The organism is Paenibacillus sp. FSL R7-0198, from assembly GCF_038000415.1.
Taxonomy (GTDB): Bacteria; Bacillota; Bacilli; order Paenibacillales; family Paenibacillaceae; genus Paenibacillus.
Genome location: NZ_JBBOCB010000001.1, coordinates 2,526,299 through 2,549,138, shown reverse-complemented (window position 1 = coordinate 2,549,138; position 22,840 = coordinate 2,526,299). Strand labels below are relative to the sequence as shown.

At 45.3% G+C, this 22,840-nt stretch carries 20 protein-coding genes; 17 read left to right on the top strand and 3 right to left on the bottom strand.

The window, feature by feature from the left end; translation table 11 throughout:
• Positions 1-20 precede the first annotated feature (20 nt).
• The 6 genes from MKY87_RS11100 (at position 21) to MKY87_RS11075 (ending at position 8,794) form a co-directional block, all read left to right on the top strand.
• Entirely contained in the window at positions 21-2,867 is a 2,847-nt protein-coding gene (locus tag MKY87_RS11100; RefSeq protein ID WP_340964435.1) for an ATP-binding protein, read from the top strand.
• A gap of 384 nt (positions 2,868-3,251) precedes the next feature.
• The gene (locus MKY87_RS11095; protein WP_338588552.1) at positions 3,252-4,598 is read left to right on the top strand and encodes a cytochrome ubiquinol oxidase subunit I; all 1,347 of its coding nucleotides are present in this window, start codon (positions 3,252-3,254) and stop codon (positions 4,596-4,598) included.
• Entirely contained in the window at positions 4,595-5,629 is a 1,035-nt protein-coding gene (locus MKY87_RS11090; protein WP_307416099.1) for a cytochrome d ubiquinol oxidase subunit II, read from the top strand. The genes MKY87_RS11095 and MKY87_RS11090 overlap by 4 nt, the downstream gene beginning before the upstream one ends.
• 8 nt (positions 5,630-5,637) lie before the next feature.
• Positions 5,638-5,835, top strand: coding sequence for a cytochrome bd oxidase small subunit CydS (cydS, locus tag MKY87_RS11085; RefSeq protein WP_091038556.1), 198 nt, complete (start codon positions 5,638-5,640; stop codon positions 5,833-5,835).
• A gap of 71 nt (positions 5,836-5,906) precedes the next feature.
• The gene (locus tag MKY87_RS11080; protein ID WP_338588550.1) at positions 5,907-6,953 is read left to right on the top strand and encodes an MBL fold metallo-hydrolase; all 1,047 of its coding nucleotides are present in this window, start codon (positions 5,907-5,909) and stop codon (positions 6,951-6,953) included.
• A gap of 215 nt (positions 6,954-7,168) precedes the next feature.
• Positions 7,169-8,794 carry an ABC-F family ATP-binding cassette domain-containing protein gene (locus MKY87_RS11075; protein ID WP_091038559.1) on the top strand — a complete coding sequence of 542 codons (1,626 nt, stop codon included), beginning with the start codon at positions 7,169-7,171 and terminating at the stop codon, positions 8,792-8,794.
• Between the two features lie 114 nt (positions 8,795-8,908).
• On the opposite strand, the gene MKY87_RS11070 is transcribed toward MKY87_RS11075, so the two are convergent.
• On the bottom strand, positions 8,909-9,097 hold the full coding sequence (locus MKY87_RS11070; protein WP_017692261.1) for a hypothetical protein: 189 nt from the start codon (positions 9,095-9,097) through the stop codon (positions 8,909-8,911).
• A gap of 290 nt (positions 9,098-9,387) precedes the next feature.
• Between MKY87_RS11070 and MKY87_RS11065 the strand changes: the two genes are divergently transcribed.
• On the top strand, positions 9,388-10,275 hold the full coding sequence (locus tag MKY87_RS11065; RefSeq protein ID WP_338588549.1) for a cation diffusion facilitator family transporter: 888 nt from the start codon (positions 9,388-9,390) through the stop codon (positions 10,273-10,275).
• 91 nt (positions 10,276-10,366) lie between these two features.
• On the opposite strand, the gene MKY87_RS11060 is transcribed toward MKY87_RS11065, so the two are convergent.
• Positions 10,367-10,846 (bottom strand): hypothetical protein, encoded by a 480-nt coding sequence (locus MKY87_RS11060; protein ID WP_340964434.1) that lies wholly within the window; start codon positions 10,844-10,846, stop codon positions 10,367-10,369.
• A gap of 369 nt (positions 10,847-11,215) precedes the next feature.
• Positions 11,216-11,380 carry a DUF1328 domain-containing protein gene (locus MKY87_RS11055; protein WP_017692264.1) on the bottom strand — a complete coding sequence of 55 codons (165 nt, stop codon included), beginning with the start codon at positions 11,378-11,380 and terminating at the stop codon, positions 11,216-11,218.
• A 220-nt stretch (positions 11,381-11,600) separates the two neighbouring features.
• Here MKY87_RS11055 and MKY87_RS11050 point away from each other — a divergent pair, with 220 nt between their 5' ends.
• The 10 genes from MKY87_RS11050 (at position 11,601) to MKY87_RS11005 (ending at position 22,710) form a co-directional block, all read left to right on the top strand.
• Positions 11,601-12,110: a DUF948 domain-containing protein gene (locus tag MKY87_RS11050; RefSeq protein ID WP_036606976.1), complete on the top strand. Its 510-nt coding sequence runs from the start codon at positions 11,601-11,603 to the stop codon at positions 12,108-12,110.
• Positions 12,111-12,178: 68 nt separating this feature from the next.
• Positions 12,179-12,712 carry a hypothetical protein gene (locus MKY87_RS11045; RefSeq protein ID WP_339788891.1) on the top strand — a complete coding sequence of 178 codons (534 nt, stop codon included), beginning with the start codon at positions 12,179-12,181 and terminating at the stop codon, positions 12,710-12,712.
• A 94-nt stretch (positions 12,713-12,806) separates the two neighbouring features.
• Positions 12,807-13,151 carry a general stress protein gene (locus tag MKY87_RS11040; RefSeq protein WP_017692267.1) on the top strand — a complete coding sequence of 115 codons (345 nt, stop codon included), beginning with the start codon at positions 12,807-12,809 and terminating at the stop codon, positions 13,149-13,151.
• Positions 13,152-13,500: 349 nt separating this feature from the next.
• Entirely contained in the window at positions 13,501-14,670 is a 1,170-nt protein-coding gene (locus MKY87_RS11035) for a PP2C family protein-serine/threonine phosphatase (protein ID WP_338588546.1), read from the top strand.
• Entirely contained in the window at positions 14,667-18,392 is a 3,726-nt protein-coding gene (locus MKY87_RS11030; protein WP_339788893.1) for a response regulator, read from the top strand. The genes MKY87_RS11035 and MKY87_RS11030 overlap by 4 nt, the downstream gene beginning before the upstream one ends.
• A gap of 86 nt (positions 18,393-18,478) precedes the next feature.
• Positions 18,479-19,351: a CheR family methyltransferase gene (locus MKY87_RS11025; protein WP_074096446.1), complete on the top strand. Its 873-nt coding sequence runs from the start codon at positions 18,479-18,481 to the stop codon at positions 19,349-19,351.
• A gap of 16 nt (positions 19,352-19,367) precedes the next feature.
• Entirely contained in the window at positions 19,368-21,044 is a 1,677-nt protein-coding gene (locus MKY87_RS11020) for a response regulator (RefSeq protein ID WP_338588544.1), read from the top strand.
• A gap of 86 nt (positions 21,045-21,130) precedes the next feature.
• Positions 21,131-21,469, top strand: a complete 339-nt coding sequence (locus MKY87_RS11015; RefSeq protein ID WP_340912822.1) for an STAS domain-containing protein — start codon at positions 21,131-21,133, stop codon at positions 21,467-21,469.
• 18 nt (positions 21,470-21,487) lie between these two features.
• Positions 21,488-21,940 (top strand): anti-sigma B factor RsbW, encoded by a 453-nt coding sequence (gene rsbW, locus MKY87_RS11010; protein WP_062836469.1) that lies wholly within the window; start codon positions 21,488-21,490, stop codon positions 21,938-21,940.
• A complete protein-coding gene (locus MKY87_RS11005) occupies positions 21,937-22,710 on the top strand; it encodes a sigma-70 family RNA polymerase sigma factor (protein WP_047841571.1) in 774 nt (257 codons plus the stop codon). Before rsbW ends, MKY87_RS11005 begins: the two co-directional genes overlap by 4 nt.
• Positions 22,711-22,840 lie beyond the last annotated feature (130 nt).

The following is a 22,840-nucleotide window of genomic DNA, read 5'->3' as shown; positions in this document are numbered from 1 at the left end:
ATCCATGAGGGCAATTGCTTATGGATCGTATAAAGGCAAGACAAATGCTGGATTGGGTCGTGTTGAAGCTGAGAATACCCTGGATTGGGACCAGTCTTCTAATCATTCTGGGCTCACTAAGTACTATTTTTCCGTTTACTTTATTCTATGGTGTACAGTTTATGATTGGTAGCGCGGCAGCACTCGTTGCTCTTCGTTTGCATGGGGCCATCTATGGATTTGTCACCCTTACAGTCATCCATCTGCTAAATACCGTCTTTGTCGGCTTTGTGCCGCACAATTTAACTGTCATGCTTGCCCACTTCTTGGAATTAATCTGGATGCTCGTTTGGCAGATCCGTTGGAAGAATGGCAGCCTAATCAAGGCTAATGCAGTCTTTTGGGTAGTCATGTTACTTCCAGTTATCTATGCCGGGCATTTTATGTTGGGTTTAAATATAGACGATTTGAAGTATGAGTATATGTATATTGCTGTCATTGGTATGGTGAATGCGCTGATCGCGGGAATTGTAGTCGATTTCTGGATCACCACGGGTGAACACAAATCAAAGCGGACGGGAACCATCCCACTAACGAGAATTGCGTTTAAATACGTAGTCGCCTTTGTGGTATTTGTTTCTCTCGTACTGTTATCCGCAGATAGCCGTAGACAATTGGGTCAAATGAATGATGCCATATTACGTGATATGAAATATGCAGCGACTGCGGTTGTTCAGGATATTGATGAAGAGTATGTTACCTCCGAGAACATGGATCAGAATATGGCGCGTTATCGTCATCTACTGGGTGTGAATGTGATTCTGCTGAATCGGGATGATACAGTCGTTGCTTCTGGATTGAACACACTTCAGGCCGGCGATTACCTGGACATGGACAGATTCCGTCTTCTGAAATCAAGGGATAACCTTTTTCTGTTAAGTTCCGCAAATATCCATTACAGCGATGTATTGAATCACTGGAAACAAGCCTCTTTTATCTATGAAGCAGAAATGACAAATATAACACCTTATCGGGTATTCATTGTGACCGACTCGTCCAATTATTACCCCCGAATCGAATCCATCTATCTGACCACGCTGCAATCCCTGTTCATCATCATCGTGGCTTCCATGATCGTAGCGGCTCCCCTCAGCAGTAAAGTTGTTAGCCCATTGTTAAGACTGACCAGGATGACAGGCTCTCTTCCGAGACTGCTGTTTCGAAATGGGAAGATGGAGTGGCCAACTAGCCATGTAACCGAAGTACAGATTCTGATTGGTAATTTGCGCAAAATGGCCGATGTGCTGCTGGAACAATTTGAACAGATTCGTCACGACAAGTTAACGCTGGAGGACAGGGTAATTGAGCGTACCAAGGAACTCAAGAATAGTGAAGAGGTCAAACGTGCCATTATTGAATCCTCTATTGATGCGATTATCGCTGTGGACTCCAGTGGGCTGATCGTTGAGTTTAATCCGGAGGCTGAAAGAATGTTTGGATTGCGTCGGGAAGAAGTGATTCTGCACAAGGAAGCGCCGACTCTTTTTCAAGGGGCCAGCTGCAAGGAGATCAAAAATTTGCTGGAGCGATTTGAATATGTTGAAGGTAAAAGATACACCATCGTTGAAGAAATTTCAGGTATCCGACGGGATGGTTCCGTATTTCCGATTGAGTACAAAATTGTTGAGATCCAGTTGGGCAAAAATGAGACATTATATAACCTGTTTATTAAGGATATTACGGAGCGGACCAGAGCAGAAGAAGATCGTGTACGTCATGCCCTTGCGCTGGAGAAGCTGAACTCGGAGTTGTTCAATGAGAAGATTGCCATTCAGGAACAGCGAGATATCAGTGAGCAATTTATTGAATCCGTACGAGAAGGGCTCGTGATGTCTGATCGATCAGGGACCATAACCATCGTCAACCGAAGGATAGAAGAGATGTTTGGTTTGGGTGATTTTATGGGCAGATCCATTGAAGATTTGGCGCAGGCAATTGATACGATGGTATTAACGGACAATTTCAACCTGATGGAACAGACGAGAGCATTCCTGAATGGAGAAACGGCGTTTATCGAGACCGAATTTATATTTAATAATGTGGATAAAAGTGTGTTTTCCTTATACATGAAACAGATGGATGTCCCGGGTAAAAACCATGGGTTTCTGCTGGTGTTCCGTGACCGGACAGGAGAAGAACGGCTGGATCGGATGAAAAATGAGCTGATCAGCGTGGTATCTCATGAGCTTCGAACGCCTGTAGCCACCATTATGGGATATGTGGAATTAATGATGATGTATGATCTTCCGGCAGCTCAGCAGCGGGAATTCATGCAGACCATCTCTTCGGAGGGCAAGCGGCTGAGCAGTTTGCTCGATGATGTACTCGATATTCAGCGCCTCGACAACGAAGGTATGACTTACCACATGACGTATGTGCCGCTGATTGAGTTGGTAGAAGGGGTTGCGGAACAGTGGAATATGAAGTCTGCCCAACGTATCTACGTGCATACGTTTAATGGAGACTTTTTTGCTTATGCTGACCAGAACAGGATGGTTCAGGTTCTGCATAATCTGGTGGGCAATGCAGTCAAGTATTCGCCGGGAGCCGATCGTATCGATGTTACGTTATGGGAAGAAGAGGAATGGTTATGTCTTGATGTGCGTGACTACGGAATAGGTATTGCGGAGCAAGAGAAGGACATGCTGTTCAACAAATTCTATCGAGTCGATAATTCGGATCATCGGCAGATTGGTGGAACAGGAATCGGGTTGTACATTTCCCGTAAAATTGTAGAGGATCACAAGGGTACGTTGACCTTTATATCTGCACCGGGCAAAGGAAGTACGTTCAAGGTTCGACTGCCCAAGCAGGACGTATTGGTGTAGATTTAAGGATGGATGAAGAAATGTGTTTCACTTTTTTATGAATAATAATTATGTATGAGACCTACGGATAGAGCCTTTGCCCTTCAGCGCGTGAGCGTGATGAGGGGAAAGGCTTTTTTTGTTTTTCAATTTCCCCGGATAAAAAAACAACTTCTTTTGCAAACTGTCTATAGAGCCATAATTTGCATCCCATGCAAAAGGAGGACGGCAGGTATATGTTCCGTAAACAAGAGAAAACACTCATCATCGTCTGTCTGGTTGCAGCTGTGGTTGTGCTGTATGCCGTTGTGAAGAGCATCATCCGAATCATGAGTTATTGAGATACACGTTCAAGCAGAGTAACTGCTGTGGTACATAACGATTATGTGAAAGAGGAGTGTAACCATGTCATCCCTGGACCCTGTTTTGCTCAGCCGGATACTAACCGGCCTTACCCTGTTTGTGCACATTATTTTTGCATCTATTGGTGTAGGCGTGCCACTTATGATTGCCTTGGCCGAGTGGCGAGGACTCCGAACCAATGATATGCATTACACCTTGCTGGCACGCCGGTGGGCGCGAGGTTTTGTCATCACCGTTGCGGTTGGCGTCGTTACAGGCACCTCGATCGGATTACAGCTCAGTCTGCTGTGGCCGATGTTTATGCGGGTAGCGGGCCAGGCAATCGCCCTGCCGCTGTTCATGGAGACGTTTGCCTTTTTTATAGAGGCTATCTTTCTTGGGATTTACCTCTATACGTGGGATCGTTTCAAAAAGAAATATACGCATATGCTGCTGTTGATTCCGGTAGCTCTCGGCTCATCTGCATCTGCGATTTTCATTACGACGGTCAACTCCTTCATGAACCAGCCTCAGGGATTCACCCTGATTAATGGCATCATGAAGGACATTCATCCGATTGCTGCCATGTTGAATCCGGCAACGCCAACCAAAGTGTCCCATGTACTCGCCTCATCCTACACCTTGAGTGCAGGTATTCTGGCAGGGATTGCAGCATTCAGTTTGCTTCGGGGACGGGATCATGTGTATTACAAAAAAGCACTGAAACTCACGACGGTATCTGCGCTTGTATTTGCCATCAGTACCGTCATGATCGGCGATTCCTCTGGTAAATTTCTGGCGAAATATCAGCCGGAAAAGCTGGCTGCCGCAGAATGGCATTTCAAGACGATGAAAGAGGCACCGCTCGTCTATGGTGGTATTTTGGATGAGAACAATGAGGTGAAATACGCCATTGAGATTCCCTATGCTCTTAGCATTTTGGCGGGTAATCGTCCAGATACGGAAGTAAAAGGGCTCGAAGAGTTTCCTGCGGATCTGAGGCCACCGCTGTCCATTCATTATATGTTCGACCTGAAGGTCACAACGGGAGTAATCATCCTGATGATTCCTGTGTTATATGTTCTGCGGCGCTGGTTGCCCGGGCGCAAACCATATCCCAAATGGCTGTTGCTCGGCATTGTTTTGCTGGGGCCTCTGGCCATGATTGCGATCGAGCTGGGGTGGATGTTCGCTGAAGTTGGCAGGCAGCCTTGGATCTTACGCGGGTATATGAAGGTGGCGGAAGCAGCCACGACGTCAACTTCGGTAGGCTGGATGTTAGTGTTGTTCATCTTGCTGTATCTGATCCTGTGTTTCTCGTGCATTCGGGTACTCAGCAAGCTGTTCCGTAACAAGGAAGCAGAGAAGGAACTGGAAACGCTGGGGCTTGAAGGAGGGATCGTGCATTGAGTTTCGAAATTGCAGGCATCGCAATATTGTGGACGTTTTTGTTCGGTTACCTGATCGTTGCTTCGATTGATTTTGGCGCCGGGTTCTTCAGCTTTTACAGCATCTTGACCGGGCACGAGAACAAAATTCATAACATCATTCAGCGCTACCTGTCTCCCGTGTGGGAAGTGACGAATGTGTTTTTGATCTTTTTTGTGGTTGGACTGGTCGGATTTTATCCGGACAGCGCCTTTTATTACGGGACAGCCTTGCTGGTACCGGGTTCCCTGGCCATTGTACTGCTTGCGATCCGGGGCGTGTATTACGCCTACAATACCTATGGCAATCATGGGCAGAACAGCCGGATCTATATGGCATTGTACGGAGCGACGGGATTGCTTATTCCGGCCGTATTTTCAACCATTTTGGCGATATCCGAAGGTGGGATCATTGAGCAGGTGGGCGATCAGGTGTTTTTTCGCTGGCGTGAATTTTTGACGAATCCCTATACCTGGTCGGTCGTTTTGCTTGCACTGGTTAGTGTGCTCTACATCTCGGCGATGTTTCTATCCTATTATGCAAAACGGGCGGGGGATGAGCCAGCATATGAGGTGCTTCGAGAGTACGCGCTGCTCTGGAGTTTGCCTACCATTTTTGCGAGCTTTCTGGCTTTTCTGCAGATTAACAAACAGAATCCCGAACACTTTGAGCAGATGGTGAATATTTCGTGGATGTTCATCGCTTCGTTTATTTGTTTTGTCATTGCCGTGTCGCTGGTGTGGAAAAGTAAATATCTAGGTTGGTGCTTTGTCGCTGTCATGCTTCAGTTTGCCTTTGCCTGGTATGGTTACGGGCGATCCCACCTTCCGTACATTCTGTATCCTTACATTAATATTTACGACAGCTTTACGAATCGGACGATGGGGATTGCGCTCATTACAGCGTTTAGTCTGGGGCTACTCGTGCTCATTCCTTCGCTTGTGCTTATTATGAAGCTGTTCCTGTTTGATGCCAATTATGTGCGCGGTAATTCTGGTAAAAAGAAAGGATGAGTCTGTTCATGCACCCAAACATGTTCTTACTCATGACTCCCTTGCTGGATCCACTATCTACTGAGGGAGTCACGGGGATACCCGGTATAACCGGATTGAGCTTTTTTGAGACATTCACCATTATGTACGCCCCTCCACTGATCATTGCTGCTGCTATTGTCTTTCTGTTTGTATATCTGGCCGTATGTAAGAACCCAAAGGATTGATTGGTTGGTACGTCCATTCCCGTTTGGGGTAATCTTTTGTTAAGAAATGAGGAAGGGAGGAGGGCCCTTTCATGCCGAAAATCCGTTATAACAATATCGATAATGTAAGTACGGACAAAACGCTGAAGGAATTCAAACAATGGAGGGAGCAGCGGCGCAATAAAGTGAAGGACTACTCCTACACCGTGCCCAAACACCCGCCTGAACTGGATTATCTGCATGCCAACCGGGATGACACAAGTATCACCTGGATTGGTCACTCCACGTTTTTCATTCAATATTATGGATTGAACATCGTGACTGACCCGGTGTGGGCCGAAAAAATGGGATTTCAACGAAGGCTCGGTGCCCCCGGCATTCCGATTCAGGATATTCCACCTTTGGATGTGATTCTGATATCCCATTCCCACTATGATCATCTGCATCTGGCTTCCTTGCGCAAGCTGATTACAGCCAAGACGTTGCTGATCGTACCCGATGGTCTGAAGCGCAAGATGATTCGCAAAGGGTTCCATCGATGCCAGGAGATGAAATGGTGGGATCATATGACACTTGGCGGAGTCAAAATAACTTTTGTCCCTGCACAGCACTGGACGCGCCGAACGTTGTTTGATACCAACACGTCCCATTGGGGCGGTTATGTATTGGAATCAATCCATCCTGCAACGACTTCAGCAGCGGAGAGTGCTGCAACAACGAGCAATCAGGATGAGTCATCCACGGAATCAGGGAAGAACGAAACATCCAAAACATCAGGCGGTCCGCCTGTGTTGTATTTTGTGGGTGATACAGGTTACTTCCAGGGATTCAAAACGATTGGAGAACGCTTTGACATTGGTGTTACCCTAATGCCTATCGGTGCCTACGATCCGGAGTGGTTCATGACTTCTCAGCATGTGACACCTGAAGAAGCGCTTCAGGGGTTCGTTGAATCCGGCTCCCAGCTCATGGTGCCAATGCATTACGGCACATTCAAGCTGGCGGATGATACGCCCAAGGAAGCACTGGATCGGCTGGAAGTTGAACGTGAACGACTAGGCATTGGTAAAGAGCGGATTCGGGTGCTTGGTCATGGCGAGACGCTCCGCATTCACCACGAGAAAAGCAAACAGGACTAACAAAAGCGAGCCAAATATGTTAATGTAGGGATATGCCTGCATGAACAGTACATTTACCAAATCTTTAATAAGTAAAAAGCGGCCAATTTTCGAATTTGCCGCTTTTTTGTGTTATAATATGGTGCCAGAATAGGCATCGGGATATTGAATCCATGATTTACGCAACTTGCTATTCATGCAGTATGCAGATTAACCAATAAAGGATGGTATGCTTAATGATCAGTACAAGCGGCATCACGCTCCGCTACGGAAAACGTGCACTTTTTGAAGATGTAAATATCAAATTCACACCAGGAAACTGTTACGGCCTCATCGGCGCCAATGGAGCCGGTAAATCAACATTTTTGAAAATTTTGTCCGGTGAAATTGAATCAAACTCGGGAGAGGTGCACATCACCCCGGGCGAACGTATGGCCGTTTTGAAGCAAAACCACTTTGAATATGATGAGTATCCGGTTCTCGAAACGGTAATTATGGGTCATAGTCGTCTCTATGCCATCATGAAAGAAAAAGATACGCTGTATGCCAAAGCGGACTTCACTGAAGAAGACGGCCTGCGTGCAGGTGAGCTTGAAGGTGAATTTGCGGAGCTCAATGGCTGGGATGCTGAGCCGGATGCAGCGGCACTCCTGATCGGTCTGGGTATCGACCGTGACATGCACGATAAGAAAATGAATGAACTAAGTGGTAACGAAAAAGTTCGTGTCCTGCTTGCACAAGCACTGTTTGGTCGTCCAAACAACCTGTTGCTCGATGAGCCTACCAACCACTTGGATCTCGAATCCATTCAATGGCTTGAGAACTTCTTGATGGACTATGAAGGTACTGTTATTGTGGTATCCCATGACCGTCACTTCCTGAACAAAGTATGTACGCACATTGCGGATATCGACTTTGGTAAAATCCAGTTGTACGTAGGTAACTATGACTTCTGGTACGAGTCCAGCCAATTGGCACTTGCGTTACAACGTGATGCCAACAAGAAAAAAGAAGAGAAGATTAAAGAGCTTCAAGCCTTTATTCAACGTTTCTCGGCGAATGCCTCGAAATCGAAACAGGCGACTTCCCGGAAGAAACAACTCGACAAAATCACGCTGGATGACCTTCGTCCATCGAACCGTAAATATCCGTTTATCAACTTCAAACCTGAGCGTGAAGCCGGTAAACAATTGTTGACTGTAGATCGCATCAGCAAATCCATTGATGGTGTGAAAATGCTGAATGATATCAGCTTTGTCGTGAACAAAGGGGATAAAATCGCATTTGTTGGCCCGAACGGGAACGCCAAGTCACTGTTGTTTGATATTCTTATGGGTGAAACGGAATTGGATAGCGGCGAATACACTTGGGGTGTAACTACAACTCAAGCTTATTTCCCGAAAGACAACTCCAAATATTTTGACGGTGTAGACATGACTCTTGTGGATTGGCTCCGTCAATATTCCAAAGATCAGGATGAAACGTATCTGCGTGGATTCTTGGGACGTATGTTGTTCTCAGGCGAGGAATCCTTGAAAAAGGCAAGTGTACTCTCCGGGGGCGAAAAAGTTCGCTGTATGCTGGCGAAAATGATGCAGACTGGTGCTAACGCATTGATTCTGGATGAGCCTACGAACCACTTGGATCTCGAATCCATTACAGCGCTGAACAATGGTATGATTGATTTTGACGGCACCATGCTGTTCACATCCCATGACCATCAGTTCATTCAAACCATTGCTAACCGGATTATCGAGATTACGCCGAATGGCATCATTGATCGCCAAATGAGCTATGACGAATATCTGGAAAGTGATGAAATCAAAGAACTGCGCAATAAAATGTATCCGGTAGAAGCTTAAACCAAGCATCATCTACTGCACATTATTATAGGAACACCAAAGAACCGCAAGCCTCTGTGAAGAGGGCTTGCGGTTCTTTTTGTAATTCAATGGGTTTCTCTGCGGCTTTAAGACCTAAGATCCACCAGTACGGCGACGTTGGTTGTTAGGCTTCTTGTTGTTTTGACTCTTCATCGCTTTAGGTCCGCCTTCAAAGTAGGCGCTGGATTGGTTACCGGAATTTGCTTGTTCTTTCTTTTGCGCCAGCTTTTGGCGTATAGCATCCTGCAAACTGACCTTTTTCGGTTCGTTATTTTCGCTCATCGTTATTTCCCTCCCGGTCTTACAGTGAGCCGTCCAGATTGGACGGGATGTACCTATTTTATACGTTTTATAAAAGCCCCACAAGGGCAACCTGATAAAATGCTCAAAACCTTTGGTTTTACCCAGGCCAACATTTTTTCTCATTAACTACAGCCCTGCCGTCTGGCAACTTTGTTTCGGCTTGCCTACAGCAATGCAGCCTGGCAACACTGTTTCTGTAGACCCACACGCTCCGCATTTGGTAACATGGAAAAACCGTAATACGAAACGTTAAAGGGGTGTCGCCCGGTTTGAACGCTTATGAAGAAATTCGAAAAGGGGAGCGAGGGGCTTGGGTTAGTATCGTAGCCTATCTCGTCTTATCCGCCTTTAAGCTGATCTGTGGATATTTATTTGCTTCCAGCGCCTTGCTGGCTGATGGTTTCAATAACCTTACGGATATTGTGGCATCCGTTGCTGTATTGATTGGGCTTCGAATCTCCCAGAAACCACCTGATTCGGATCATGCCTATGGTCATTTTAGAGCGGAGACGGTTGCTGCCTTGGTGGCTTCATTTATTATGGCTATGGTTGGGCTGCAAGTATTGGTTGAAGCTGTTCGCTCCTGGTATGAAGGAGCCTTTGTGGCTCCCAACCTGTGGGCGGCAGCGGTGGCTGTAGTCTGTGCTGTAGTGATGTTAGGCGTATATCGTTACAATCACCGTCTGGCTAAACAAATTAATAGTCAGGCTCTGATGGCAGCGGCGAAAGATAATCGTTCGGATGCCTGGGTCAGCATAGGCGCTGCAGTTGGAATTATAGGCGCGCAGTTTGGACTTCCATGGCTGGATAAAGTAGCTGCCATTGCTGTAGGTCTGTTGATCTGCAAAACGGCTTGGGAGATATTTCGGGATTCTACACATCGTCTTACCGATGGATTTGACCAGAAGGAACTGACGGATCTCAGATCCTCAGTAGCACGCGTTCCAGGTGTTGAGATGATCAAGGATGTGAAGGCACGTGTGCATGGCAGTCATGTACTTGTGGATGTGGTCATTGAAGTGGACGGAAGTTTAAGCTTGATTGAAGGCCATCAGATCTGTGACCGAGTGGAAGAGCGTTTGAAGCGATCGCATAATATCATGCATGTACATGTACATGTGGAACCGAAGACAGAAGAAGTCATAGGGAACACTTGAACAGGGCGTGAACATCTTGGAAAATCAAAAGAGGACAGCCGCGATTGTGCGTGCTGTCCTCTTTACTTATCGTTAGAACGATTATACGATGTTACTGAATGGCAACGTGGATCCACGCTTTGCCTTTCCAAGTGTACACTTGCACCCACTCGCCACCGTCGAATCCGTCAACCACTTCACCTGTTGTATCGATGACTTGGGAGCCTAATGCACCGATTGGTTTACCGTTAGGTGCATCATAGAACCAAGTGCGCTCCAGAAGGTTCAGCAACATTGTAGGTGCCAGTACTTCATCACCTGGTTTTACAACTGGTTCGTCGAATAACTTATCTGTTGTAGGAGAAGGGTTATTACCATTAGTGCTGTAGGTAGCACCGGTTACTGTCTCAGTAGTACCTTCTACTGTTTCTACAGCAGGTTTGTTCACTTCAACTGCAGGAGTTGTTGTTGTCGTAGCCTCTGTTCCTTTTTCCGGAGTTACCGTTCCAGTAACTGCTTCCTCAGCACCTGCAGCGGCAGCCATCGAACCCATCAACGTTAAAGCAGCGGCGAAACTTACGATTTTTTTCATTTTTTTTCCTCCTCGGTTTGTTATGTAATTTGTTGTCCTGTGTTAAAAGTAACCAAGCAAGCTACCTTATGAATCACAAATTATAACAATATTTTCTTGCATTCTCCAGTGTCAACTGGATCATATGTGGGTATATAGCAAGCCTGTAAATATCATACTTCGGTGGGATAAAACCGGGTTGGCTATCTCAAAAAGGTCCTGTTTTTTTTAAATTCATGGGAGAGCAGCTTGGAATAAAGCAGGAAGGAGTGCAATACATAATATAGAAAAGTTGACCTATGCCTAAACGCACAAAAGCCAATCGGCTGGGTAGCACGATCGGCTTTTGTATGTATTCGTTAATATTGCTCAGTCATATCAGAGCTGAAGTTATCGCATTCGGCTACGTCCCGTAATCAGGGAGATTACGAACAGTACAACAAAGATGAAGAAGAGTACTTTCGCGATTGAAGCAGCTGCTTCAACAATACCGAAGAATCCAAAAATACCTGCTACCAGTGCAATAATTAGAAATAATACAGACCATTTCAACATAAGTATTCATCCTTTCGTTTACTTGATTGTGGAGTGAGTTGTGTTCACCTCACCGCCTTGTGTAGTCTAACTTTAACCGAGTGCTAACCGCTTGAAACATTGGTTTTTTTTCCAAGCGAAGGCATATATGAAGGGATATATAATTTTGTTTCGTCCGGGAAATCGCCGGGTAACTATAGCAATAACAAACTGATGCACATATGGAAAGTGAGGTTCTTCTATGATCTATCAAATTAGCGTGGCCCTGATTGCAGTGGCATTTGCAGTACTGGTTTTCTTTTTAATTCGTACCTTGAAATCCGCTCAGGGTTCTTTGGACAATGTCTCACAGACATTGCAGGAGGTACAGAAAACCATTGATGAACTTAGTTATGAAGTGAAGCAGACGGTAAGGCATGCCAATGATATTACGGTGGATGTACAGCACAAAATGAAAAAAATTGATCCTGTTATGGAATCTGTTGAGAATCTGGGAGAAGTGTTGAATGAAGTGACGGCAGCAGCCAAACAAGTCTCCACAACGCTGATGGCGAAATTTCAGACCAAACGTAACAACGCTGAACAGACGAAGCATGCTGAAGCGGTTCATGTAACTGCACCGCCTGCTACATCAACGGATCGTACCCTACAATCCTATGAAGCTACATATAATGGTGAAGCTAAGGGCGGGAAAAACTGGATGAAGTATGTTGATGTTGCAGCGAATGTATGGCAACGGATGCGCAAGTAACATGACCGCTTTGTAACCCATGAAGAAGCCTTCAGAGCGGTGATGAACCTGATGAAAGGGTGAGAATCATGATGAAACTACTGCTTGTGATGTTTAGCGTAATTTCTCCCTTTTCCGTTCAACCGGCAGCGGTACCCGCTGCTCACGATATGCAATGGACGGCAATGGAAGAGAAGGCGTCAGAGGTAACTCTGGCTGTTGATCGATCCGAGACTTTCCAGCATTTTCGGACTCTGAATGGCATTTCTCTGGATGACACCATGGATAATATGTTGGCCAAGAAGGGCCAGCCGGGGCATAAACAGGAAGATCCTTATCTGGGGTGTCCTGAATATCACTTTCATGATGTGAAGGTTGGCTTGTGTGAAGATACGGATGTCATTCAATATGTGCATATCGATGCATCTGAGAATCACATCATGTTAAACGGAAAGAGAATTGAGATGAATATTGAAGCGATCCATCATGCTCTAGGGAAACCGTATTATGTGGCAGAGGACGGAGAAGTGTTTCTCCGTGGAGACCAGGCTCTAAAGGTATATATGAAGTCAGGTTCTCATCAGATTGAAGGCATTGATCTTTTTGATGACACAGTTTCCTAGGATTGGTTATTACCGAATCGTTTCAACCCCATATAGTATGGTTATATATTAAGTAGCTTGATACAGAAGATTAAATCAGAGGAGAGTGGAAACGATGAATTCAACCAATGAGCAAGCTTATGCAAAAGTGGTAGAAAACGGAGTCCAGGCGGTAGAAGCGGTGAAAGAATTGCAGATTACCGGATACCTTGCTGATCAAATCTTTGTTCTCGCCCATGAGAAGGATCGTACAGATCGCATTGCTGATACAGCAGATGCCAAAGAAATTGGCATAAAGGAAGAAGGCGTATTTGATTCCTTGGCGAATCTGTTCCGCTCACGTGGTGATGAACTCCGGGCCAAAATTGTTTCGATGGGCTTTACCGAAGCCGAAGCTGACTTCTACGAGAGTGAGTTAGACAAAGGTAAAGTACTCGTAATTGCCAAAAAGAAAGATTGATCCATATAACAGTGCAAATGGAAGTTTGCTGAACAAGACAAGCTTCTGTATCACTTAAGTAAAATGCTTAATCAAAAACATAGATAAGGAATGGGGCTTTCCCCATTCCTTATCTATGTTTTTGCAAGTTTGGAAGCGGGATCAGAACGCTGCAAAAACAGGGTAACAAGCGGGCTATTTCCCCTGCGATGGTGCCATTTACTGATAGAGTTTTTTTGTTTTTACGATTATAGTTATACTAGGAATTATTATGTCTACTGCCGTTTTGTATGCAAAATTTGTATAATCAACGTTCGTTTTACCTTAATAAAAATCGACAAACCCGGACGCCACAGATAAGGAGATATCAATGAGAATACTTATTGTTGACGACAATCCGACGAATGTCATTATCATTCGAGAAATTCTGAAAAAAGAGAACTATCGTGACATTGTAACGGCGAGTTCCGCCATGGAAATGTTTGAAGTGTTGGGAATTGGAGAGGAAAGCAACGAACTTCGTCCAAAACCGTCGGATATTGACCTGATTTTGCTAGATATGATGATGCCCGAGATGGACGGTATCGAAGCCTGCAGTATTGTGCAGAAATTTGAGAACCTGAAGGATATACCGATTATTATGGTGACTGCCATCGGAGATTCCAAGAAACTTGCCGAAGCATTGGATGCTGGTGCATCTGACTATGTGACCAAACCGATTAATAAAGTCGAACTGATGGCCAGAATTCGACTCGCACTTCGTTTGAAACAGGAGAAGGATTGGCATAAAGAGCGTGATCAACGTATTCAGGATGAGCTCAAGTTGGCAGCAATGGTCCAAAATGCTGTTTTAAGTCCGGCAATTAGGGACCCGTTGTTCCAAGTGCATGCCATCTATAAACCATCCTTTGAGCTTGCGGGTGATCTGTATTCTTGGTACCCCCTTGGGGAAGGCCGTTACGGAGTACTGCTGCTCGACATGATGGGACATGGGATATCTTCATCCCTGTTTACGATGTTTATCGCTTCCGTGTTGAAAGATACGGTTACCACTTATGTGGATCCAGAGAAGGTCATTCAGGAGTTGAACCGTCGTTTTAACCAGCTCCATCTGGAGAAACAATTGGTGCAGTATTATTTTACGGCAATTTATCTGGTCGTTGATACACGGATGAAGCGCATTGATTATGTTAACGCAGGGCATCCACCTGCTTTATTTTTCCGAAACGACGGCAGTGTGACCACATTTGACAGCGTCTGCTGTCCTGTCGGTTTATTTGACAAGATGGATATTGAACCACAAACGATCCATTATGAGGGTGACGGGCATATTGCACTCTATACGGATGGATTATTGGAAGCTGTTCAGGGCGGGCAGGAGGAACAACATGAATTCCTGATCGAAAAACTGACCGGCTCGCATCAGTGGAATGAAGCTGCCATGCAGGCCATGTTTTTTGACGACGAAATTCCCCAGGAGCGGGATGATGATAAATGTCTGGTCTGGATTACTCTGGATAAAGGGGCGGGGGATGAATGAAGATCAGGAATAAACTACTGATTGGTTTTACCGCTCTGATGGCTATTTTGATCGTGCTCACATTTGTGAGTTATGAACGGCTAAACAGCAGTAATCAACAGATTGATCAGATGTATCAGGAACGTTATCTCAAAGTAAGGTTCACTTCTGCTGCACGTGGAGAAGTTAACGATATTGCCAAAGTGCTGGCTAACTTGTTATTAAATCCGAACAATTCGATCAGTGCTGCTGAAGGTGACCTGAAGGAGATGAAGGATCGGGGGGATGGCTACCTCGCAGAAGTGAGAAACCGAGCAGACAGTGCACCTGAACATCAATTGGTGGATCGTGTGAATACGGCGTGGACCGCTTATACTTCTTATGCAACGAGACAGATCAACCTGATGTCCCAAAGCAGGGTAGAAGATGCGAATAACTACCGCAATTCAACAGGACTCGCGGTGCAAAAAGAAGCTGTGGATAGTTTGAATGCTCTCTCCCGTTATCAGGACCAAGAGATTGATGCTGAGATCAAGAACGCTAACGCAGCGTATACGAGAGCCGTACAGATCACGATAAGTATCATGATTGCGGGGTTGTTGCTTGCATTGGGTGTCATTATGTGGGTGCTGCCGAGTATTACACGGGGTCTGAACACTGTATCTATGATGATTACCAGCTTTGGTAAAGGGCGTTACCGAACCATTCGGCGCATACAGGTCAAATCAACCGATGAGATTGGTCAGATTGCCAGTGTGTTCAAAGATGTATCCAGTGATCTGGAAGAAAAACTGGAGATCGAGAGGGCTTATGTACAGGCTCAGCAGGATCAAAACTGGATGAGTTCGAATATTGCAAGAGTCCCGGAGCTGCTTCGGGGGATTGGCTCCATTCGCCAAATATCACAGATGTTTATCAGTGAATTCACACCTGTGCTTGGCGCTCAGTTGGGTGTCGTCTATCTGATTGATGAGGAGAAACATCCCGACGAACTGAGACGCTACGGTGCATACGCATTTGAAGAGAACGAAGATGTTGGTAAAGAAATGTATCGCATCGGTGAAGGCCTGATTGGTCAAGCCGCGCTGGATATGACACCGATTATTCTGGAAAATACGCCTGAAGATTACGTGCATATTGGTTCAGCTTCAGGCTCAACACGTGCTGCGGGTATCATGATCTATCCTGTCGTGTTTGAAGATGAACTGATTGGTGTAGTTGAAGTGGCTTCCTTTGAAGGGTTCAACGAACTTCACAAGCAGTTGTTCACACAACTGATTATGAACCTGGGCGTAATTTTGAACAACGTTCGACGTCGTTTGCGTGTGGAGGAGCTGCTGCGTGAATCTCAGGCACTGACTGAGGAACTGCAGGTTCAATCGGAAGAATTGCAGACACAGCAAGAAGAACTCCGTCGTTCCAATGAGAATCTGGAGGAGCAGACAGAAGCGCTTAAACGTTCCGAGGAATTGCTGCAGCGTCAGCAGGAAGAACTGGAGCATTTCAATACGGAGCTCATGGCCAAGACGCGTGCGCTTGAAGAGCAGGTGCGTGAAGTCGAAGAGAAGAATGACGAAATTGAGAAAACAAAGACACAGTTGGAACAGCAAGCTACACAGCTGTCGATGACAAGCAAGTACAAGTCCGAATTTTTAGCGAATATGTCACATGAACTCCGTACACCATTGAACAGTTTGCTCATTTTGTCCCAGTTATTGTCGGAGAACAAAGGTGGAAATCTGACTGACAAACAGCAGGAATATGCGCAAACCATCTACATGTCGGGCGCGGATCTGCTGAAGATGATTGATGAGATTCTGGATCTGTCCAAGGTGGACGCAGGTAAGATGGATATCAATTATGAGACAGTTCGAATGGAAGAGCTGACCAGCTTTGTTCAGCAGAACTTTGGACCGATGGCGAATAAAAAGGAACTTAGCTTGAATATCGATTTCGACAGCAATCTGCCGGAATGGGTATACACCGACAGTCATCGCGTCAAACAGATTTTACGGAATTTGTTGTCGAACGCCTTTAAGTTTACCAATCGGGGTTCGGTTAGTCTGATTGGACGACGGATGAAACCGGAAGAACTTCCGGGTTATATGAACACCAATCAGGAATATCTCGGATTTAGTGTAAAAGACACGGGCATTGGTATTCCATCGGATAAAACAGATCTGATCTTTGAAGCGTTCCAGCAAGTAGATGGCACAACAAGTCGGAAATACGGCGGAACTGGCCTGGGATTGTCCATTAGCAGGGAGCTGGCACGTTTGCTTGGTGGCGCAATACAGGTGGAATCATCCGAAGGGGAAGGTAGCTGCTTTACCTTGTACCTGCCGGATAATCATGAAGAGGAAGCGCTGGCGGAGGAAGGTGCTTCAAGAGAAGCGGCTGTATCCTCAGAGGATCTTTATGAACAGTCCATCGAAACACGGACCATGCTTTCAAGTCATCAGTCCATTCTCTCTCCTGATCCGGAGCGTAGCGTGGGTAAAGATCTGTCTCCTTCCCATACTCCAGATGTCACGCAGATCGAAGATGATCGGGAGAATATCATGGAAGGCGACAAAATTCTCCTCATCATTGAGGATGATGTGAACTTTGCACATATTTTGATGGATATGGCGAGAGGAAGAGGATTCAAAGCACTTGTTGCCCTTCAAGGTGATAAAGGACTTGAAATGGCACGTGAATATCTGCCGGATGCCATTATCCTGGATATTCAACTGCCGGTGATGGATGGTTGGACCATTCTGGGCGAGCTGAAGAGCAGTTCGGCAACACGTCACATTCCGGTACATGTGATTTCAGTCATTGATGATATGAAGCAAGGGCTGATGATGGGTGCCATTGCGTATCTGAAAAAACCTTCGAGCAAGGATTCACTGGATAAAGCATTCTCGCATATCAAATCATATACCGAGAATCAATTGAAACGACTGTTGATCGTCGAAGATGATGAGATTCAGCGTAAAGCCATTATTGAATTGATTGGTCATGATGATGTTGCAATCACCGCTGTATCGACAGGTAGTGAGGCTTTGAATGAATTACACAGCCAACGTTATGACTGTATGGTACTGGATCTGATGTTAACGGATATGACCGGGTTTGAGTTGCTCGACCAGATTCGCGATGATGAATATCTGAACGATCTGCCGATTATAATTTATACAGGCAAAGAACTGGATTCCAAAGAAGAAATGAAGCTGCGCAAATATGCGGAATCCATCATTATCAAGGATGTGAAGTCACCGGAACGTCTGCTGGATGAGACCACTTTGTTCCTGCATCGGGTAGAAGCCAATTTGCCGGAAGACAAGCGTCGAATCTTACAGAAACTACACAACAAAGAAACGTTGTTTGAAGGCAAGAAAATATTGCTTGTAGATGACGATATTCGTAACGTATTTGCCCTTTCAAGTGTCCTTGAAGGCTATCGGATGGATGTGACGTTTGCTGAGAACGGCCGAGAGGCTTTAGAGATTTTGGACAAAAATCCGGAATTTGATCTGGTACTGATGGATATGATGATGCCAGAAATGGACGGTTATGAAGCAATGACACGAATCAGACAGATCCCGCAGTTTGAAAAGTTGCCGATTATTGCGCTCACGGCCAAAGCGATGAAAGAGGATCGCGGTAAATGTATTGAGGCCGGAGCATCTGATTATGTGAAAAAACCGATCCAGACCGATCAATTGTTATCCTTAATGCGCGTATGGCTGTATTCGTAAGTTCATTATTCGTATGCTCATTGTTTGGGTAATGAAGGACAATACGACGAATACGCAAGTAACAAATGAAGAAGTGGAGAGAACTTATGACACCGTGGGAACCTACCGAGACGGGGGCAGATTTGGTCCGTATGCCGCAAGATGAAGAACGCGAGCTGATCGAGATTGAGTTGCTGTTGGAAGGCATGCACCGTTTATATGGATATGATTTTAGAAACTATGCACTGCCATCCCTGAAACGAAGAATCTGGCATCATGCACATGCTGAAGGTGTTAAAAGCATATCCGGTTTGCAGGAACGTGTTCTTCATGACCGTTCCGCGTTTGACCGTTTTGTACAGAACTTATCCATCCCTGTAACGGAAATGTTTCGAGATCCTTCGCTTTTCCGAATGTTTCGGGAACAAATTATTCCTATCCTGAGAACCTACCCGTATATCCGAATATGGCATGCGGGATGCTCTACGGGAGAGGAAGTTTATTCCATGGCAATCATGTTGCATGAGGAAGGACTGTATGACAAGGCAAGAATCTACGCAACGGATATGAATGATCGCTCTTTGCAACAGGCCAAAGAAGGCGTATACGGTATTGAGAAAATGAAACTATTTACTACAAATTATTTGGAGGCAGGGGGTACCAGAGCCTTCTCCGAGTACTATACAGCGAAATACAATTCGGTGATATTTCATCCTTTTCTAAGGAAGAACATCATTTTCGCCGAGCACAACCTGGCAACAGACCGGTCATTTAACGAGTTTAATGTTATCTTTTGCCGTAATGTCATGATTTATTTTAATGATGAACTGCGGAACCATGTGCATGGGCTGTTTCATGAGAGCTTGAGCCACTTTGGTATTCTGGTTCTGGGGTCGAAAGAATCGATACATTTTACAGAGTTCAGTGATACCTATGAGCCGTTAGACCGGACCGAAAAAATATACCGGAAGATCAAATAGGGGGTTAGGGTTAGCCATGGGGCTCAATGAACCAATCCACATATTATTGGTAGATGACCGCCCTGAGAACTTGCTTGCTCTTGAAGCAGTTCTGGAATCGGAACAATATAAACTCGTTAAGGCAACTTCCGGAGAAGAGGCACTCCGCTGTCTGCTAAAAGACGAATTTGCGGTTATCGTTCTCGATGTGCAGATGCCTGGAATGGACGGAATTGAGACAGCAAAGTTAATTAAGGCACGGGACAAGTCCAAGGATGTGCCGATTATATTCATCTCTGCGAATAGCAGAGAAGCGGAGCACTTGTTTGCCGGATATTCAGCCGGGGCCATTGATTACATGGTTAAGCCATTTATTCCTCAGATTTTGAAATCCAAAATCGAGGGCTTTGTGGAGATGTTTATCACCAATAAACGTTTGAAGACACAGACCATGCTTCTTCACCAGAAGACACAGGAACTGGAGAAGATGAATCAACAACTCATTCAGGCTAAAGAAGAAGCAGAAATTGCAGCCAATGCAAAGACCGAGTTCCTGGCAATGATGAGCCATGAGATTCGTACACCGATGAACGGAGTTATCGGCATGGTTGATCTGCTGATGGAGACGGAACTGAGGGAAGATCAGAAGGAATATGCAGACATTGTTCGTCGCAGTGCAGATGCACTCGTTACGGTTATCAACGACATTCTTGATTTTACCAAGATGGAATCCGGCAAAATGGAACTTGAAGAGCATCCTTTTGAACTTGTCTCCTGTATTCGGGAAGTGTTGGGATTGTTTGCTGCAGAAGCAGGCAAAAAGAATCTGGAACTGGATTATTTTCTGGAAGATTCTGTACCTGAATTAATCTATGGAGATATGGCAAGGCTACGTCAGGTTCTCTTGAATCTTATTGCCAATGCAATCAAATTTACTGACCAGGGTGGAGTATATCTGATCGTGTCAGTGAATGAAGAAAAAGACGGACAAATAGCATTGGAGTTTGCTGTTAAAGATACCGGGATAGGTATCGCTTCAGACAAAGTTGATCGCCTGTTCCAGCCGTTTTCCCAGCTGGATACATCCATGACACGTAAATACGGTGGAACTGGCTTAGGACTGGCAATATGCAAGACTCTGGTTGAAATGATGGGTGGACAGATCTATCTGGATACAACAGAGCAACGGGGAGCGACGTTTGTATTTACAATTCAGGCGAAACGTTATGTAGAAACTGAACTGGTCCAGAGGAACGGGGAAGAGAAGCCAACGGATGTGAAAAATGAGAATAAATATCCTACGGTATTAATAGTGGATGATCATCCTATTAACCAGAAGTTGATGGCGATTATGCTCGGTAAGCTTGGGTTGCTCTCTGACATTGCTGAAGATGGGCAGAGCGCACTCGATATGGTAAACGGCAGCCGTTATCCCTATGACTATGTGTTTATGGATCTGCAGATGCCTGTTATGGACGGTTTGGAATGTACACGGCGGATTCGAGAGAGTCTGTCCCAGTCTGATCAGCCAATCATTATAGCCATGACTGCTAACGTGATGGAAGGTATTCAGCAGCGCTGTATTGCTGCCGGTATGGATGATTATATTAGTAAACCGGTGAAAATGGGCAATGTAAAACAGAAAATAGCCCAGTTTCAGAAACAACGACAAATGTTAGACCCAGGCCCTTCAGCCATGAATCAGGCCAATTGAAACTTTTGCCAAACTTCTTTTTGTTTCACTCGTGCTGAAGTTGGGTTATTAGGTAAGGAAACCATTGATCAGGAGAGAGATGTCTAATGAATACAAATAAAAGTGAAAAATTCAATGCAAGAACTGAAACTCAGGACGGCGTATGCACGGTGTATCTGACTGGCGAACTGGATTTGTCGGTTGCTCCTGACTTCCGCTTGGTGATGGAGCCGCTCGTGGATAACAAGGAACAGGATCTTGTAATCAACATGAAAGAATTGAAGTACATCGATAGTACAGGGATTGGTATCCTGTTATCTGTTCTGAAGGCAAGACATGGAATGGAAGCTCGCTTTGAAGTACAGGAAGTTCCTGCGCAGATTCAGAAACTTTTTGACATGACGGGCATCGCCAAATTCTTTGTCACACAGAAGAATTCCCAATAGGAAAGGATCGAAAAAGGAATGAATGCAGAAGTTCAAAGAGTCACCCTTAATTTACCGGCGACAGCTGATTACGTTGATATTGTAAGACTTAATCTCTATGGAGTTGCATCCAAAATGGGATTTTCTTATGAAGACATTGAGGATATGAAAGTTGCTGTATCCGAGGCCTGTAACAACTCTGTACTGTATGCCTACTCACACGAAGGCGGCATGGTTGAAGTTGTATTCGAAGTGGATGGCGAAACATTGTCCATTACTGTCAAGGACGAAGGTGCCAGCTTCGAGAACATGAACCCTGCTGTGTCACGCGCTGGTCTTCACGACAAAGAACTGACAGAAGCACAGATTGGCGGACTTGGGTTCTACCTGATGCAAGCCTTGATGGACGATGTCAGTGTGGAAAGTGAGACGGGCAAAGGTACGAAAGTAGTACTCGTAAAACGTCTTGCAAGAAGTGAGGAGAAAGTATGAATGAAAAAGTGACTCCCCCAGAGTCCATGTCTGAAGCTATAGGTTTGATCTGGGAATACCAGCAGACCCAAGATAATGAAATTGCAACAGTTCTCATCCGTAAATATGAACCGATGGTCAAGATGGCAGCAGGTAAAATCGCTCGGAATCGCCCCGATCTATACGAAGATTTGTATCAGACCGGGCAGATGGCCTTGATTCGTTTGCTTAAGCAATACGATATCAACCTGGGTATTCCGTTTGAACCTTATGCCATGAAGAGCATGATTGGTCATATGAAGAATTACTTGCGAGACAAATCCTGGTATATTCAGGTGCCCCGGAGGATTAAGGAAAAGGGAGCACTTGTGCAACATGCCATTGATGAGTTAACCGTGAAATTGGAGCGCTCACCCGGTGTGAATGAAATCGCTGAATACCTTGATTTGACTGCAGAAGAAACGATTGAAGTTCTGGCTGGTCGGGAATGTTATCACTATGTATCACTGGATTCTCCTTTATCTCAGGATGACAGTGCAGCTACTTTGGGTGAACTGATCAGTGCAGATGTTAACGACTATGATTCGGTCGAAAAACGGATGGACTTGCAACAGGCATTGGGACAATTGAAGGAACAAGAACAACAGGTACTTATTCTAGCATTCCAGGATGGCCAATCTCAGCGGGCAATTGCCCAGAAGCTTGGTGTTTCACAGATGAGTGTATCTCGGATTCAGAAACGTGCTACAGAGAAATTGAAACAGATCATGTCGAATGCTTCAATGTTATGAAAAATGGAACCCTAATGTTGTTGAGTACGGCATAAAGAAGGACACGTCATTGCACTGAAATGCATACGTGTCCTTTTTGGGATCAAAAAAAAGATGGGTATGCAATGAACGAACATAAGTGCAGGAGTGG